Genomic DNA, 15,422 nt, shown 5'->3' with positions numbered 1-15,422 from the left:
GACTTGGCGCGTGAGGCCGCGCCGACCGGGTGGGGCCAAGTGCTTAGAAGGCAGTTGCCGTAGTGGGCTTCGGCTGGACCTTGCCGATGAGGACGCGTACCGGGACGGCGGGCCGGAAGGGCTCCAGCTCCGGGATGCTCGGGGTGCGGTGCGCGTGGGCGTTGAAGGTGTCTACGACCTGTCGGAGCGTGGTGTGCGGGGCCCGGATGCGGGACCAGCCGCCGGAGGAGTCGCCGGCCACGGCCGTGCCGGGGCGGTCTTTGTCGATCTGTACGGCGGCGAGGACGGCGTCCGGGGAGATGTCCCCGAAGGCCATGTTCGCCGAGGTCTCGTCGTTGACGCGGTGGGCGGTGCGGCCGGTGAGTTGGGCGCGGAGCATGGTGATGCCCTTGCCGAGCTCGGAACCGAAGCGCTGCCCGCAGATCTCCAGGTAGATGCCAGCGGCGCGGCCGAGTTGGGAGAGCCGTACGAGGTGGGTGACGATCTGATCCCGCCGAGCCTCCTCGGCCTTGCTCGCGGCGAGAGCCAACTCCGCGACTTCATCGACCAGGAGCACGACTGGAACAGGCCTCAGGTGCGCGGGCAGGTCCCAGATGTCTGCGGTGATCTGCGCGTCAGGCAGCGCGACGCTGATCCGCTGCTCGGTACGGATGAGCTCGTAGACGCGCCCCATGTCCGCCCGAACCTTCAGCTGGGGCACGCAGCTCGACGTACGCCCCATCAAGGCCTTCGGAGACGGCTCCGACATCACCGAACAGGCCGTGGCCTCGTACCTCGCCAAGTACGCGACCAAAGCCGCAGAGAACAACGGCACCCTCGACCGCCGCATCGGCAACCGTGAAGCACTCGTGCTCCTCAACGTCCCGGACCACGCCGCCCGTCTCATCGCGGCCTGCCTTGATCTGGACCCGCTCTACCCGGACCGTCGCCTCGCCGCCTGGTCACACATGCTCGGCTTCCGCGGCCACTTCTCCACCAAATCCCGCGAGTACTCCACCACCCTCGGCGACCTCCGTCAGACCCGCGCCGACTACCGCGCTGCCCAGGAACGCGAAGCCCGCGGCCTCGGCGACGTCGAGCCGGACACCGTGCTTGTCCTGGCCTCCTGGCAGTACGCAGGCCACGGCCACTCCCCCGGTGAATCCGTCCTCGCCGCCACCATCGCCCGCGATATCCAGCTCAACCGCCAGACCGCCCGCGAAGCCCTCCCCGATCAACTTGCCCTGGAAGGAGACCCGTCATGGCCACCGCCGCCCCAGAGCTGCTGACCGTGCCGGAGGTCATGGTGCTGCTCAGGCTCGGGCGCTCGACCGTCTACGGCCTCATCCGCTCCCGGCGGCTGGTGTCCATCACCATCGGCCGCGCACGCCGGATCCCTGCCGATGCCATCCGGGAGTTCATCCAGTACGAGATCGAGGAGGCTGCCTGATGGCGACGCAGCGGAAGCGCAACCCCAACGGTGCCGGCACCATCACGCAGCGGAAGGACGGGCGCTATCAGGCGGCTGTGTACGTCCTCCAGCCCGATGGCACCCGTGCCCGGAAGTTCGCCTACGGCAAGACCTGGACGGAGTGCGACACCAAGCGCCGCGAGCTGCTCGCCAAGGTGGACCAGGGCGTGCCCGTGCCCACCCGGTCGGCCAAGCTCACCGAGTGGCTGCCGTACTGGCTGGAGAACATCGTTCGGCCGCACCGCAAGCGCACGACCTACGCCAAGTACGAGACCCATGTCCGGCTCTACCTGGTGCCGTTGCTCGGAAAGAAGCGGCTGGAGTCCCTGAGCGTCGCCGATGTGCGACGGGCCCTGGTGCAGCTCCAGAAGGAGACCAGCGCAGCCACTGCCAAGGAGTCGCACCGCGTACTGCGGACTGCCGTCGCCGCCTGTCGGGAGGAACTCGTCAGCCGCAACGTCGTGTCGCTCGTCGAACCGCCCAAGGTGCAGGTGCGGGAGATGTCGCCGTGGGAGTTGGACGAGACCCTCGACTTCCTTGCCGCCGCCCGTAAGGACCCGCTCTATCCGGCCTTCGTGCTCGCCATCGCCCTCGGTCTGCGGCGCGGTGAGTTGGTCGGGCTGCGGTGGGAGAACGTGGACCTGGACAAGCGGGAAATCAGGGTGCGGAGTCAGCGGCAGCGCGTGCGTGGTGAGGCGTACGAGGACGACCCCAAGGGACGTCGCCGCCGGCAGACCCTGCCACTGCCCGGGATCTGCGTCGCTCCCCTGCGCTGGCAGCGGATGAAGCAGGCCGCTATGAGGAAGGCCGCCGGGGAGAAGTGGGAGGAGACCGGCTACGTGTTCACCACCCGGACCGGGCGGCCCATCGAGCCGCGGAACGTGTACCGGTCCTTCACCCGCGTGGCCAAGGACGCCGGCCTCCGCGTCGTCCGGCTGCACGACGCTCGACACGGGACAGCGACTCTGCTGACCGCCGCCGGCGTTCCGCCCCGGGTCGTGATGGAGATCCTCGGGCACTCGCAGATCGCCGTCACCATGAACGTCTACGCCCACGTCGTCCAGGACACGCAGCGCGAGGCGATCGGGCACATGGACCGGCTGTTGAGGGGACGGCGCGTTCGTTCCTGACCGTCCCCGTTGATGTCAGATGTAGATGCAGAAGACCCCCCGCCATGATCGGCGGGGGGTCTTCGTGCTGGTGGGCGCGGACGGTTTCGAACCGCCGACATCTGCTTTGTAAGCTCGCCCAACCGGGCACATGACGACGGGAATAGCTACCTCCCCCGCGTAGGAGGCACTCACAGGGTCAGCGCTGACCTGCTCGCGTCTGCTGGTATTGCCGTCAAAGGTTGCCGTCAAGCCCCTCGTCGCAGTGCACACGGCTCCAGAGGCTCTGTGCAAAGCGGGCATCGACGACCTCGAACGACTCCAGCGCCGCGCGGCTCGCCTCTTCCGTATTCAGGCTGCCCGCCCGAAGACAGCCTGACCTCCAGCACCGAGACCACCGGTATTGGGGCACCGGGTGGCATGTCGCCCACCAGTGAGCCAGAGCATCTCGTAGAGATACGCCGCATCATAGAAGCGTTCTCCAATAAAATAGAGAAGCCGTAACGAGGAGCAGTGACGTTTTATAGAAGGCAACCGTACAAAAGGTACCGAGGTTGTGTATATAGATTCTCGGAGACGCCCAAAACGAATTGTAAACGAATCGCACACGCGCCCTGGATTCTTTATGGGGAGTCAGTCGCCATATGGGCATTGGGCGATTTAGATTATTCTTGACAAGCTCGCCGCGATGGATCTTCCATGAAAGCACGAACGCCCACACGAATATAACCGCCGCCTCTACGGCTACAATCCACCCAACCAAGGCATTCCGTGCATTGAATGCGAGCGCAACGAAGAGGATCAGAATGATAACGGTAACCACAGACGAAGCCAGCACGGATGCACCACTACAAGATATGGCGGAATGAGAGAAGAGCGCATCCAACAGCTTCCTTCTCTCATCATCTGAGGAGGGAAGCGATGCGGTGCATTTAGCGGAATCGTTGGCCTTCTTCTCGAAATGCGCCTTTCCTATAGGCCGCATAAGCAGTGTCGCCAGCTCTGTGGCCAATACTTGACAGATGGCCATAGCTGGCAGCACCCATGAGAGGGCCGTTTGAGACACATCACTACCCTACGTCTACGGTGTAGTCGCACTGGCGAGCAGAGTACTCCTCCGGATTGTCCTCATCGAAGACAATATCGCTCGCATTGTCGGTCCAAGCCGCCGTTGTGGTGACCACCTCGGAGCCTTTGGCGGCATCAACTCGCTGCAGCAAGAATTCGAGCTTTGCCGAGCTATATTCGGAAAGCACGCCCTGGCGCGATGAAGTGAGCCTCAAGAATTGTCCACCGTCAGAGGATATTCTTAGCGAGGTGTCCTGTGAAGCACCTACCGAGACCACAAAACGCAGGTTATGGAGCCTCTCGTCCGTGTGATTGTCTACCACTGCCGTATGGGTTCCGTCTGTGCGTATCTTCTTCACGGAGCATCGGGTGAAGAGGTTGACATCATCACGGCAGTCGAATCTAGGCATTATCTACTCTTCCGTGAATCCCCAGAGTGGGCAAATTTGATGCGCCACCTGCCCGATGGAGTCTGGGGTGCAGTTGGTGATATAGAATTGACTGCCCGTAAAAAGACTTATCAATGACGGATTAGGGGAGCCAAGGTTCTCGCAGAGATACAGGCTCATCGCCGATATAGAATCGGTCCGCGGCAGTTCGGTCAGTTCAATAGGGTTGGAGTACTTTTCAAGTCGAAAGCCTAGGTCTTCTCTATATTTAACCGACGCCACTCTAGCTTTCACGCACCTGTCTATAGCGTCCGGCTCCAGAGTTGTAGATATGGGCTCCGGTTCTTCCTCCGGCGCACAAATTTTCAGCAACTCGTAGTGCAGTACACTCAGTGTTTCTTCAGGAAAAATGGAAGCCACACCAAAAGCTTTACCTGCAGTGTCCCGTCGCGCGCCACAGATGACCTCGTACACCGCAATTCGATGCGGACAATTAACGCGCCCGACTATCCACTGTTCGGGTCCGATGCTTGGCGAGTCTGTGGATTCCCACAGCCACATGTGCCCCCACGAGAAAGTCTCCTTATGGGCGCTGCTGGGAATAATCTTTGATGCGACATCGGCGCTATTCGGCAGAGCTGCCCAGGTCGTGTGAATGGCCGTCATGTCGCACCTCTCAGCTCGCTCCTGCGACCACTCCAAGAGTTAAGATCGCTACTGCAGTGAGCCCGACAGCTTCACAAAAAGCATAGAACCGGCTGCATGGGCTGTCGAATCGTAGCCATTGTCGGCTGAGCCAAATCGGAGGCGCGACACCAGTAGCCCTGCGAGGGTCCCGGGGACTTCGCGGGTGGCGGAGCGGCTTTGGGCGGGAGCTGCCGTTAGACGAGAGGTCGGGGGGCCGTAAGCTTCCGCGACTCGGGCAGTCTCTGATCCTGCCCGCAATAGCCCGAGGTGGGCTCCCCATCTTCGAGGCTCGCCCCATGGTGGCTGCCTACTGCCGTGGAGCCGACGGCCCCGGCCACAGCGGCTTCGCCACGAACGACGCGAGCCATTGGGCGTGCGGCCGCGCTGGGGCGAGCGAAGAGGGGTGCGGCGCCGCGGACGACGGGCCGCGTGCGCGACGGGTGCCTTGGCGAAGTATGGAGAGTCATATCACGCTCGTTATGGGACGCCTCGCTGCGAAGTTGTCCGAGCCTGCTCCTGCGTGGTGCGAGCCATTCGGGTCGCCCTGCCATCCCGAACCACCAAGTAACCGGGCCACACGACAGCGGTAGGGCAGCGCGCACGCCCCCAACCGCATCGCAGGAGGCATCTGCCGAACTCCTTGTGGCCCACGGGGTCCAAGGTCAGGGGCGAGAAGCTTCCACAGCAGCGAGCACGGCAGCGAGGTCACCGTCGTAGGTCACGTGCGGTTCGCCGGCGCGCGGAGGAACGAACCGGGTGCGGTAGCGCTGTAGGTCGCTCTCAGAGAAGTAGATCGAGTTGGGGTCGTCGGCGTGGTCCTTATTGCGCTTGCTGATTCGCGCCCAAAGCTCATCGTGGCTGGCTGCGAGATACACCAGTACCGGAATGGCGCCTGCACTGATAGCGATGCCTCGCCATTGGGCCCGATCCTCTGGGGTCCAGAAGCCGTGGTCCACGACGACATCGCGCCCCGCTTCTAGCTGCTCCCTGAGTTCCGCAGCAATGTCCTCCAGGACGGGCCGCTCAAGTGTGGGGAAGGTGCCTCTCGGAAAGTCCACCCCGTAGACGCCGTGCCGGCGGTACATCTCCTCGTCCGGGCACAACCGCGCGAATCCGCGGTCGGTGAAGGCGCGCGAAAGTGTCGTCTTGCCGGAGCCGGGGAGTCCGGCCATAAGGACGCAGAACGGGGGGCACTGTGACAGCAGTCCGGTCATGGCCTGGGAGATCGTGGCAATCTCTGCCGCTCCTGCGGGCGTGATCGTGCCAGCCCTGCGGGCGGCGACCAGTACCCCCAAGCGGTCTTCAAGCACCCTCTCAAGCGTGTCATCCACGACCGTCACGCGGAGACCTCCGATTCTGTGCGCCACCTGCGGCCCGGGCCTCCGAGATCCACGCCGTACTCGACGACGTTGCCCTCGCTGTCTACGAACCTCGCCGTCATCACGACCACGGGCTCGGTCGACGGGGTCCCGGGATCCAGCTCCAGGAGCCGTGCGTACTCGGCGGTCAGCAAGCTCGCTGAGGCGGTGTCGATGCGGTGACTGATCGGGTGGCCGGTGACCTGGGCAATGAGCTGGAGCGAAGTCCCACCCGTCAGGCGCTCGCTCGTCGCCAGCTCCGGAATCAGCTGCCCGTATCGCGCAGGGATCCATGACGTGCTGTGGGCGACAATGCCGTGCCGGTCCCTGTAGACGCGGCTTCGCCGGATCACGTCGGAGCCAGGTTGGACGTCGAGCGCTTGAGCAACTTCGGCGGGTGCGGGTACCACCGCTGCCTGATGGGAGTCAGAACTTTCGCCTGCACCCCAGCTAGACCCGGTTCGGCGCCCTCGATCCTGGCGTTGAGACCCGGAAGACATCGGAGCCGGCCGGTCCAAGACCTCCGTTCCGATGCCGTGGATTCCTCGCACAAGCCCCTCGTTGCGCAGCTTGCGCAGAGCCTTCTCAGCCGTCGCGGTACTGACTTTCCACTCTTCCGCGAGGTTCTTGATGCTCGGCAAGAGTGAGCCCGGCTGAAGCTGACCGGAAGCGATCAGCTCACTGTAGTGTGCGGCGATTTTCGCGTACGGGGCCCGATTGTCGGCCTGGCCTGCCATGTCGCCCGCTCCTCGCGTCGCTTCCCTGAGGTTCCCTAGCTTACCGCTTGACACCGCAGGGAACCCTAGGGAACCTTAGGGATGTGCCCGCTGGTCCTCGGACCGGCGGATATGCCTCGGGGGGCTTACTTGGCCTGCCCTGAGACCGCCTCGACTTCGTGTTGCACCCCAACGCAATGCAGCCCCGGTGCTGGAACACCGGGGCTGCTGTTGGGTCCCGTTCCTCTACCGAAGGAGCAAGACCCGTGAAGTCCATCGCTGCACTTCAGAAGCGCGTTACCCCATGGTCCGACGGCTTGGAGCCGTCGGCCGCGGAGCTGGACGCGATCGAGCAGGAGATGCCGCTCATCCAGGCGCGCGTCGACCTGCTCGACGCACAGATCATGACGATCGACCGGACCCCGTCCGAGCTGGACGAGCGGCGGATCCGCCGGGCTCACAACCGGGTCCTGGCGGCCCGCCGGGACCTGGCCAACCGCACCACCGGCTCGACGGTCTCGGGTGATGCGGCATGAGCAAGCAGATCTTCGGAGCGCAGCTCTCCCTGCGCTGCTGCGGTACGACCGTCCCGGAGTGGATGGACGGTCCGTGCTGGCAGTTGTACGTGGCGATGTCCGGTCTGGTCAGTGAGTGGCCCACCTTCACCTGGCCGACCACCACCGAGGTCCCGACCTTCGACCAGCGCCGGAACGCTCTGGCGTACCTCGGGTTCGTTCTCGACGATGGCGCTGAGTGGGAGTGGACGGAGTGCACCGGCCCGGACTACCACCCCCACCCGGTGCAGGTTCTTCTCCTGGGTGCGGTGAAGGTCCGGCCGCTGGAAAACGGTGCGGCATGACGCCGGCCGCCCCCGCCCGCGCTGACCGGCCTGATCAACACCCCCGCGCCTCGGAGTGCGTTGTGAACGCCGATGGGAAGGGCCTCAGTCGGGCCCAGAAGACCGTGTTGACTGCGGCGTTCGTGCCGATGGTCGCCACCGGTGTGGCGGGCGGGTTCGGCACCTACTCCAACATCTCGACCGCCTATGGGGCGGGGACGGCGTTGGGTGCGGTCGCGGCCGGTGAAGGCGCGACCGCGGTGCTGGCGCTGGTGCTGCTCGGGCTGACGATGCTCGGGCAGTCCTCGCCGGGTGTGATCCGGGCCGGGCTGTGGGCTCTTCCCGCCGCAGCGTCGGTCATGTCCGCGATGGCCGCCACCAGCCCTGGCGAGACCGTGATCTATGCCCTGACCCCGATGGGCATGACCACGGCAGCCGAGGGCGCGGCGTTCCTCGCCCGCCGGATCGTGGTCCACCGCGACGGACGCGACGCCGAGGCCGACCGGAAGGCCGCCGCGGTCGTCCAGGCCCTGGCCTACCGGCAGGCGATGGCAGCGAGCCACCCCGACGAAAAGGTCCGGCAGAAGTCCGAGCTGAAGGCCTGGAAGCTGGCCGGGAAACTCGGCGCAGGAGACCTCGCCCTCGGCGATCGGCTCCTCGATGTTCAACGTGCCAGGGTCACCGCCGGCGCCGACTCCGCGCTTGCCGCCATGTTCGGGGGCACGGCCGCCCCGGAGCTTCCTGCTGAAGTCATCGCCCCGATGGTGGAGCTGGAGATCGATCGGTCCACCCGACCGATCCACTCCGCAAGTGCGCATGAACTAGACCAGACCGGTATGGAACGGTCTACCTCTGAGCAGCCGCTGCGGGCCCTGGAGTCCACTCCAGTCGACCCCGATCCCGTCCCGGCGGAAGAGACCACCCCGTCGCCTGCCGCAGTGCTGGTGAAGTCGGCCGATCCGTCGACCGTCCGGGCGATCGCGGCCGACGGTCCGGTCCGTCGGCGGGCCACCGGCCGGGTACCGGAGATTGCCCGAACCAGCGTTCCGCGCCGGACGCGAGAGGAACTCCTGGGCGAGGCCCGGCAGCTGACCGAGTCGTGGCCGGCCGAACATCTGACCGGCGACCGGATCCGCAAGGCGCTCCACACATCGCCGGTCAACGCCCGCTGGCTCCGGGAAACGCTGCGGGCCGAACGCGACACCCCGACCGGCTGATGGCCACCGTTCCCATCTACCGCTGGTGCCTCGCCTCGCACGAGCCTCGCTCGGCATGTGCGTCCCCTGCGCCTACTCCGACACCGACCAGCACGTCTGACCTGCCCGGAAGGGGCTGTCATGTTCGCTGAGATCGCGTTCCTGCTCTACATCGGTCATCTGCTGGCCGACTACCCGTTCCAGACCGACCACCAGGCCGCCCACAAAGCCGGATGCGGCCGCCAGGGCTGGACGGCCAACGTCTCGCACGCCGCCACCCACGTCCTGATCTGCGCCCTGCTGCTGGCCGTCGGATCCGCCCTGCTGGGGTGGCACCTTCCCGTTCTGCCCGCCGTTGCGGCGGTGCTGTGGATCGGGGGCACGCACGGGTTCATCGACCGCCGCTGGCCGGTCGCCGCGTGGATGCGGATCGCCCGCCAGGCCGGATGGGCCGCCCACGGGGGCGCCGCTCACGTCGACCAGACCGCCCACGTCCTCGCTCTGACGCTCGCCGCACTCTTCCTCGCCGCCTGACCCAACTCCCAGGAGACCTTCACATGCCCAGCAACGACATCAACGTCCGCTACCGCACCGCCGGTGGAGCCATCGTCACCGTCTACGGCCGCATCTGCGCGTACCGGGCCGAATGCGGCGGCTGCCGCGAAAGGTCCAACAGCTTCGACTCCAAGCACTGGGCCCAGAACCACGCCGCGCGCTGCCTGGCCCTGCCCCGCTGAACACCTGACGACAGGAGAACTGTGCGGTGAACCACCTCCCCGAACCGTCCCTGCACGCCAACATCGTCCGCCTCCCCGACGGCACCCACACCTACACCGAGAACCTGCCCGCCACCTACACAGGGCCGCAGGTCGTACACCAGCACATCCACCAGGCAGCCCCGGACAAGACCATGCAGCGCATCGCACTCGGCTCCGGAGTCGGCGCCGGCGCGGTCGCCGCCGGGGTCTACTTCGGCCCGCTGCTGATCGGGGCACTGACCGCGATCGCCGCGAACATCGCGATGCTCGCGTTCCTCGCGCTGGTCCTCGGTTGGGGCGTGCACACGGTCGTGAAGTCGATCGGCAGCCCCGAGGCCGCATCGGCAGTGAAGAACGTTCGCAAGGCCCGCCGCCGCGGCTGACGGCTGCCCGATCCACCCACTCCTGGTGGGTGGTGAGGGGAGCCGGACAGCCCGGTCTCCAGAGATGGAGTCCCGTGATGGGCAAGGACCCGAAGTTCACCGCCAAGGAAACCGCCAAGATCGGCTGGTACATGGCCCGAATGGCCAAGCGCGGCATCGCGAGCGAAACCGTCTACCAGGGCGATCTGGAGCGCAAGGTGGAGCGGATCATCGACGGCGCCCGCGAACGCGAGGCCCAGCAGGCCGCCGACAAGGCCGCCGCCGAGAAGGCCGCCCGCAAGGCCGCGGCAAAGGCCAAGAACCGCAAGTAGCTGTGCCCCCGGAGCGGCCGTCCCGGCCAAGGAAACCGCGCCGCTCCGGGGCCCTACCCACCCGCTTGTCAGCGAGAGCAGGAGTTCTCAGCATGACCGACAACGTCGTCCCCCTCTTCAAAGACCCCACAACCGGCACCTACACACTCCCCGGCGACACCCCCGACACCCCGGCTGCAGCCGCTGCCCCCGATGAGGGGCGGCCGGTACGGCGGTGGAATCGCACCGCCCGCGGCCTGCGTGCGGCCGTCACCAGCGAGCGGACCCGTACGGCGGCCCGGCTGGTGGCCCGCCACGGCCTGTACGTGATCGGCGGGACCCGGATCACGGCCAAGCGTGCATGGGACGGGCGGACCGGATCACGGTACGAGCGGATGATCCGAGCTGCCGAGGCTGCGGGGAACTTCGAGGAGGCCAAGGAATGGGAGGACCGCCTCACCCGCTTCCGGGCCGCCCGCCACCACCGCCGCATGGACCTCCTCAAGGCCCCGCAGGACGCGGTGAAGAGCGCCGGTTACGGCGCCGGCCTCACCGCCGGCGGGTTGCTCTTGCTGGGGATCGTGCTGGCCATAGCCAACAAGGACGCTTCCTGGATCCTCGCCCCGATCAATGCGGTGATCGGGGTAATCGGAGCGATCGTCTACGTCGCCACCATCGTGTGGGGACCCGTCGTCACGATCGGCCCGTGGCTGGCCCTACTCACCCTGTGGCAGGTTGGTCGGCAACGGCAGACCGCACCCCAGTGGGCCCTGCCCGCGCAGCAGCGTGACGACTCCGGCGCGCCGATCACCCCGTCGATCGTCGTCACCGCCCTACGTGACCTGGGCATCGCACCGATGCGCAAGGCCATCAAGGAGATGGGCGACGCCGGGGCAGCGATGCTCGGGCCGATCCGGATCGCCGGATGCGGCGTGGAAGTCGACGTCACCCTGCCGTCCGGGGTCTCGACCAAGGAAGTCCAGGGGCGCCGGCGGAAGCTGGCGGAGAACCTGGGCCGGCACGAGCACGAAGTGTTCATCACCCTCCCCACCGCCGCCCGCACCGTCCGGCTCTGGATCGCCGACTCCGGCGCCCTCGACGAACCGATCGGCCCCTCCCCGCTCACCACGGACGACACCCTCAAGGCCGACTACAAGTCGGGCCGCGCGCCGTGGGGTCAGGACCTGCGCGGCGACGCCGCCCTGATCAGCCTCTATCAACGCATGCTGCTGATCACCGGTCTCTCGAACCAGGGCAAGACCGCCGCCCTGCGCGCGCTCGCCCTGTGGCTGGCACTGGATAGGACGGTGGAGTTCTGGATCGCCGACCTCAAGGGCGTCGGGGACTGGGACATGTTCGACGGCCTCGCCACCACCCTCATCCAGGGGCCGACGGACGAGCACGTCATCGACGCGACCGAGATGCTCGAAGCTGGGGTCGCGGAGATGGAACGCCGCATCCAGGCACCTCCCGGCACCACGTTCCCGCCGCTCGTCCTGGTCGTGGATGAGGCGCAGGTCGCGTTCATGTGCCCGGCCGTCGGCGACGACAAGCGGCCCTACGGCGGATTCAAGGCCACCTCCCGGTACTTCATGGCCGCGCGGAAGATCCACAACCAGGGTCGGGCGGTGGACGTGCTGCTGTGGGAGGGCACGCAGGACCCCACCGACCAGAACCTCCCCAAGCTCGTCCGGGAAGGCGCCCACACCCGCATCAGCCTCGCCCTCGGCACCGAGTCACAGGCACGCATGGCCCTGGGGGACAAGGCCGTTAACGGCGGCGCCGCACCCCACCTGCTCCGCCAGGGCCTCGACAAGGGCACCGTTGTCGTCGCCTCCGACGGCATCACCATCCCCGCCGGGCAGGCGTCCATCACGGTGCGGACGCACTACATCGACACCGACACCGCCGGCATCATCGCCGACCGCGCCAAGGCCCTGCGCTCCGGCATCGTCACCACCCACGCCGTCCCCGACGCGGACGAGCACGACCCACTCGCGGACATCCTCACCGTCCTCGGCACCGACACCCGCGTCCTCACCCAAGAGGTCCTCAAGCGGCTCGCCGCCCTGAACGGCAAGGCGTACGGGCCGTGGTCGTTCATCGACCTCAAGCGCGTCCTGGACGGCACCGGCGCCGAGCCGTACAAGTCCGACGGCCGCATGGTCATCGGCCGCGACCGCATCACCCGCGCCCTCACCAACCGCCCCGACACCGGTTCCGCTTCCGCCGCCGAGTAGAGGGAGCCGACCCCGCACCGGTCAGGGAGGCAGGGAGAACTCCCTGACCGCCTCCCTGACCCCCCTCCCTGGACCTGACCTGCGGAAATGATCTGCCAGGGAGGCAGGGAGGCACCGCAGGTCAGACCCCCGAAACCCCCGCCACACGCACCACCACTGGGGGTGTTCTAGCCTCCCTGACCCGCCATCGGCAGAGATTCCGCATCCCCCGTCCGACATGCCGAGAGCGGCCCCCATTCACGCCAATGACCGGGGCCGCTCTCATCCAGAACACTCAAGAACTGGAGAGACCAGCATGACCCAGACCGCCGACGTCGCGCGAGACCCCGCCAGCTCGGCTTCACCTGCCCACCTGCGCACCGCGCTCCAACTCGCCGAACTCGGCCTGCCTGCGATGCCGCTCCGGGAGGGCAAGAAGCCCTTCGGGAACTGCCGAAGCTGCAAGGACTCGGCGTGCGGGGACCGGCCGCACATGCTGGCCGCCGGACCGTGCGAGTGCCCCGCCCCCTGCCACGGCTGGGCGGCCGCCACGACCGACCCGCACATCCTCACCTCGCCCGCATGGGCCAGGGCGTGGAGGCAGGCCGCGGCCGTCGCCTACCACCCCGGCGGCGCGGCACTCACCGTCGTGGACCTTGACAACCGCGACGCGGTCATGTGGGCCCGCGAGAACATGCCGGCGACCAAGACCGTGACCACGACCCGCGGGGAGCACTGGATCTACCTCGGCACCATGACCTCGCACAACGGCGTACGGCCCGGCGTGGACATCAAGTCCGCGTGGTCCTACGCCCGCTGGCTCGGCCCCGGCACCGGACGCATGGCCCTGCTGCCCGATTCCGTGCGCGCACTCGCCGTGAAGGAGGTCGCCGCGGTCGCACCGGCACCGTCCAACGTCGTAGCGCCCGCGCCGTCCGGGGACGCGGTGTGTCGCCACCGCACGCCCACCTACCTGGAACGCGGTATCGCCATGGCCGAGCAGCGCATCAAAGAGGCGTCCGAAGCCATCCACAGGACCGTGTACCGGACGTTCCTTGCTGTGCTGTCCGCGCACGGCTGGTGCGGCTGCCTCACCGAGAACCACATCGATCGGCTGTTCACCGCCGCCCAGGCCAAGGGCGAGTCCCTGCGGCACTGCGAGATCGCCTGGACCAACGCCCGCACCAAGCTGGGGATGTAGCGATGTCCGAGGACGAGAAGAACCCGGCCCGGCAGATCATCACCGACTACGCACAGGCCCACTTCCGGTACTTCCGCACCACCGAAGGCACCGTCTACGCGCAGAAGAACGGCCACCCCGTCGCCCGCCCGATCCGCTCCCAGGGCACGACCGGCAGCCACCGACAGGAACTCATGGTCGGCCTCTACAACGACGGGATCGGCTCCTTCAACGGCTCGGCACTCAAGGAGGCATTGGACTTGATCGAAGCACTCGCGCTCAGCCAGGACGTACAGGCCACCCACATCCGCGTAGCGCCCGGGTTCGACGGCGCGACCTGGCTCGACCTGGGCCGAGACGACGGCCAGTCGATCCGCATCCACCCCAACGGCTGGGACATCCTCACCCCCGACCCGCGCGAGGTCTGCTGGCGGCGCACCCAGCTCACCGGCGAACTCCCCCTCCCGGAGAAGGACACCGACGGCAAGGGCATCGACCTCCTGATGCGGCTGTGCAACTACGCCAGCGCCGAGAGCGAGTGCCTGGCCATCGCGTGGCTGATCGGCTGCCTGGAGCCGACCGTACCCGTCCCCGCCCCGTTCCTCACCGGCCCCCAAGGCGCCGGCAAGTCGACCGCAGCCCGCATGCTGATGCGGATCATCGAAGGCATGACCGGCGACCTGCGCCGCGCACCGAAGGACGAAGAGAACCTGATCACGGCCGTCGCCGCCGGATGGGTCACCGCCCTCGACAACCTCTCCCACCTCCCCCCGGACCTCTCCGACCTCATGTGCTGCATCGTCACCGGCGCCGAAAGCATCAAACGCGCGCTGTTCAGCGACGGCGACGTCTACCGCTCCCGCTACCGCCGCCCCCTCCTCCTGACAGGCATCGACGTCGGCGTCATCCGCCCCGACCTCGCCGAACGCCTCCTGACCCTGCGCCTGGAACGGCCCCGCGTCCGGCGGACGGAGGCGGAGCTTTGGGCGGAGTTCGCACAGGTGCTGCCCGTCATCCTCGGCTCCCTGCTGGACCTGACCGTTAAGGTGCGGGCGACCCAGGCCGACATCCCCGCCGACCTGCGGATGGCCGACTTCGCCCACCTCTGCGCGCAGCTCGACGCGGCCAAGGGGCTCGGAGTGCTGAACGCCTACCGGGCGACCCTGGACGAACTCAATGACGACGTCATCGAAGGCGACCTCCTCGCACAGACCACCCTCAAGCACGCCGCCGGCCTAGACCCGGGCGCCGAGGTGCGGATGACGTCCACCGAGTTGCTGCACGCCCTCACCCAGCTCTACACCGGAGACGACTTCCGCACCCTGCCCAAGGGGTGGCCCACGACCGGCAAAGTCCTCTCCGACCGCCTCAAGCGGCTCCAGCCCACCCTCGCTGCACGCGGCGTCCTCGTCGACTGGGGCCGCACCAGTACCGCCCGCTACATCGAGATGACCCGACCCGCCGCCCCACCGCCCGGCCAGCAGCAGGCCGCGTTCTGACCGGCGCCGCCACACCCCCGCGTTCAAGCAAGAAGAGCACCCGCCACCCGGGGGTGCGTGCTCCTCTTGCTGTTCCGGCGGCTTGCCGCCGCTGCAAGGGACGTGCCGCGCAGCGGCTCCCTCTTCACGCTCGAAGACGCACCGCACCACAACAGAAACCACCCCTCTATTTTTCCTAAGAGAAGAGACGCTGCGTCACCCACGTCACAACGAGGCTCCAAACGGCCCATGACCTGCGGCTACACCGGTGACGCAAGCGGCCAACGGCTGCGTCACCACACG

The 15,422-nt window shown here is 67.1% G+C and carries 16 protein-coding genes and 2 pseudogenes; 13 read left to right on the top strand and 5 right to left on the bottom strand.

What is annotated here, in order from left to right:
- Positions 1 to 43 precede the first annotated feature (43 nt).
- Positions 44 to 691, bottom strand: a pseudogene (locus OG594_RS09205) (FtsK/SpoIIIE domain-containing protein); the annotation flags it as partial.
- Here OG594_RS09205 and OG594_RS09200 point away from each other — a divergent pair.
- The 3 genes and pseudogenes from OG594_RS09200 to OG594_RS09190 form a co-directional block, all read left to right on the top strand.
- Positions 678 to 1,268 (top strand): annotated as a pseudogene (locus OG594_RS09200) (replication initiator); the annotation flags it as partial. The pseudogenes OG594_RS09205 and OG594_RS09200 overlap by 14 nt on opposite strands.
- Positions 1,241 to 1,429, top strand: coding sequence for a helix-turn-helix domain-containing protein (locus OG594_RS09195; RefSeq protein ID WP_266597039.1), 189 nt, complete (start codon positions 1,241 to 1,243; stop codon positions 1,427 to 1,429). The pseudogene OG594_RS09200 and the gene OG594_RS09195, both read left to right, overlap by 28 nt.
- The gene (locus tag OG594_RS09190; RefSeq protein WP_266597037.1) at positions 1,429 to 2,580 is read left to right on the top strand and encodes a site-specific integrase; all 1,152 of its coding nucleotides are present in this window, start codon (positions 1,429 to 1,431) and stop codon (positions 2,578 to 2,580) included. Before OG594_RS09195 ends, OG594_RS09190 begins: the two co-directional genes overlap by 1 nt.
- A gap of 1,049 nt (positions 2,581 to 3,629) precedes the next feature.
- Here the strand turns inward: OG594_RS09190 and OG594_RS09185 are convergent.
- From OG594_RS09185 to OG594_RS09170, 4 genes are all read right to left on the bottom strand, one after another.
- Positions 3,630 to 3,986: a hypothetical protein gene (locus tag OG594_RS09185; RefSeq protein WP_266597035.1), complete on the bottom strand. Its 357-nt coding sequence runs from the start codon at positions 3,984 to 3,986 to the stop codon at positions 3,630 to 3,632.
- 54 nt (positions 3,987 to 4,040) lie between these two features.
- Positions 4,041 to 4,682, bottom strand: coding sequence for a hypothetical protein (locus OG594_RS09180; RefSeq protein ID WP_266597029.1), 642 nt, complete (start codon positions 4,680 to 4,682; stop codon positions 4,041 to 4,043).
- Between the two features lie 683 nt (positions 4,683 to 5,365).
- Entirely contained in the window at positions 5,366 to 6,043 is a 678-nt protein-coding gene (locus tag OG594_RS09175) for an ATP-binding protein (RefSeq protein ID WP_266597027.1), read from the bottom strand.
- Positions 6,040 to 6,798 (bottom strand): GntR family transcriptional regulator, encoded by a 759-nt coding sequence (locus OG594_RS09170; protein ID WP_266597025.1) that lies wholly within the window; start codon positions 6,796 to 6,798, stop codon positions 6,040 to 6,042. The genes OG594_RS09175 and OG594_RS09170 overlap by 4 nt, the downstream gene beginning before the upstream one ends.
- A 245-nt stretch (positions 6,799 to 7,043) precedes the next feature.
- Between OG594_RS09170 and OG594_RS09165 the strand changes: the two genes are divergently transcribed.
- The 10 genes from OG594_RS09165 to OG594_RS09120 all read left to right on the top strand — a co-directional run bounded on the left by OG594_RS09165 (position 7,044) and on the right by OG594_RS09120 (position 15,140).
- Entirely contained in the window at positions 7,044 to 7,313 is a 270-nt protein-coding gene (locus OG594_RS09165) for a DUF6284 family protein (protein WP_266597023.1), read from the top strand.
- Positions 7,310 to 7,636, top strand: coding sequence for a DUF6303 family protein (locus OG594_RS09160; protein WP_266597021.1), 327 nt, complete (start codon positions 7,310 to 7,312; stop codon positions 7,634 to 7,636). The genes OG594_RS09165 and OG594_RS09160 overlap by 4 nt, the downstream gene beginning before the upstream one ends.
- 62 nt (positions 7,637 to 7,698) lie before the next feature.
- The gene (locus OG594_RS09155; RefSeq protein ID WP_266597019.1) at positions 7,699 to 8,832 is read left to right on the top strand and encodes a conjugal transfer protein; all 1,134 of its coding nucleotides are present in this window, start codon (positions 7,699 to 7,701) and stop codon (positions 8,830 to 8,832) included.
- A 120-nt stretch (positions 8,833 to 8,952) separates the two neighbouring features.
- Positions 8,953 to 9,345, top strand: coding sequence for a DUF3307 domain-containing protein (locus OG594_RS09150; protein ID WP_266597017.1), 393 nt, complete (start codon positions 8,953 to 8,955; stop codon positions 9,343 to 9,345).
- A gap of 23 nt (positions 9,346 to 9,368) precedes the next feature.
- Positions 9,369 to 9,548, top strand: coding sequence for a hypothetical protein (locus tag OG594_RS09145; protein ID WP_266597015.1), 180 nt, complete (start codon positions 9,369 to 9,371; stop codon positions 9,546 to 9,548).
- Between the two features lie 26 nt (positions 9,549 to 9,574).
- Positions 9,575 to 9,952, top strand: coding sequence for a DUF6251 family protein (locus OG594_RS09140; RefSeq protein WP_266597013.1), 378 nt, complete (start codon positions 9,575 to 9,577; stop codon positions 9,950 to 9,952).
- A 77-nt stretch (positions 9,953 to 10,029) separates the two neighbouring features.
- Positions 10,030 to 10,263, top strand: coding sequence for a DUF6257 family protein (locus tag OG594_RS09135; protein ID WP_266597011.1), 234 nt, complete (start codon positions 10,030 to 10,032; stop codon positions 10,261 to 10,263).
- Positions 10,264 to 10,355: 92 nt separating this feature from the next.
- Positions 10,356 to 12,482 (top strand): ATP-binding protein, encoded by a 2,127-nt coding sequence (locus OG594_RS09130; protein ID WP_266597009.1) that lies wholly within the window; start codon positions 10,356 to 10,358, stop codon positions 12,480 to 12,482.
- 295 nt (positions 12,483 to 12,777) lie between these two features.
- Positions 12,778 to 13,662 carry a bifunctional DNA primase/polymerase gene (locus OG594_RS09125; RefSeq protein ID WP_266597007.1) on the top strand — a complete coding sequence of 295 codons (885 nt, stop codon included), beginning with the start codon at positions 12,778 to 12,780 and terminating at the stop codon, positions 13,660 to 13,662.
- A 2-nt stretch (positions 13,663 to 13,664) separates the two neighbouring features.
- Positions 13,665 to 15,140, top strand: coding sequence for an ATP-binding protein (locus tag OG594_RS09120; protein WP_266597005.1), 1,476 nt, complete (start codon positions 13,665 to 13,667; stop codon positions 15,138 to 15,140).
- The last annotated feature ends 282 nt before the right edge of the window (positions 15,141 to 15,422 follow it).

It is taken from the genome of Streptomyces sp. NBC_01214, from assembly GCF_026340975.1.
GTDB lineage: Bacteria > Actinomycetota > Actinomycetes > Streptomycetales > Streptomycetaceae > Streptomyces.
The sequence above is the reverse complement of the archived record's forward strand: the minus strand, read 5'-3'. Positions and strand labels throughout refer to the sequence as shown.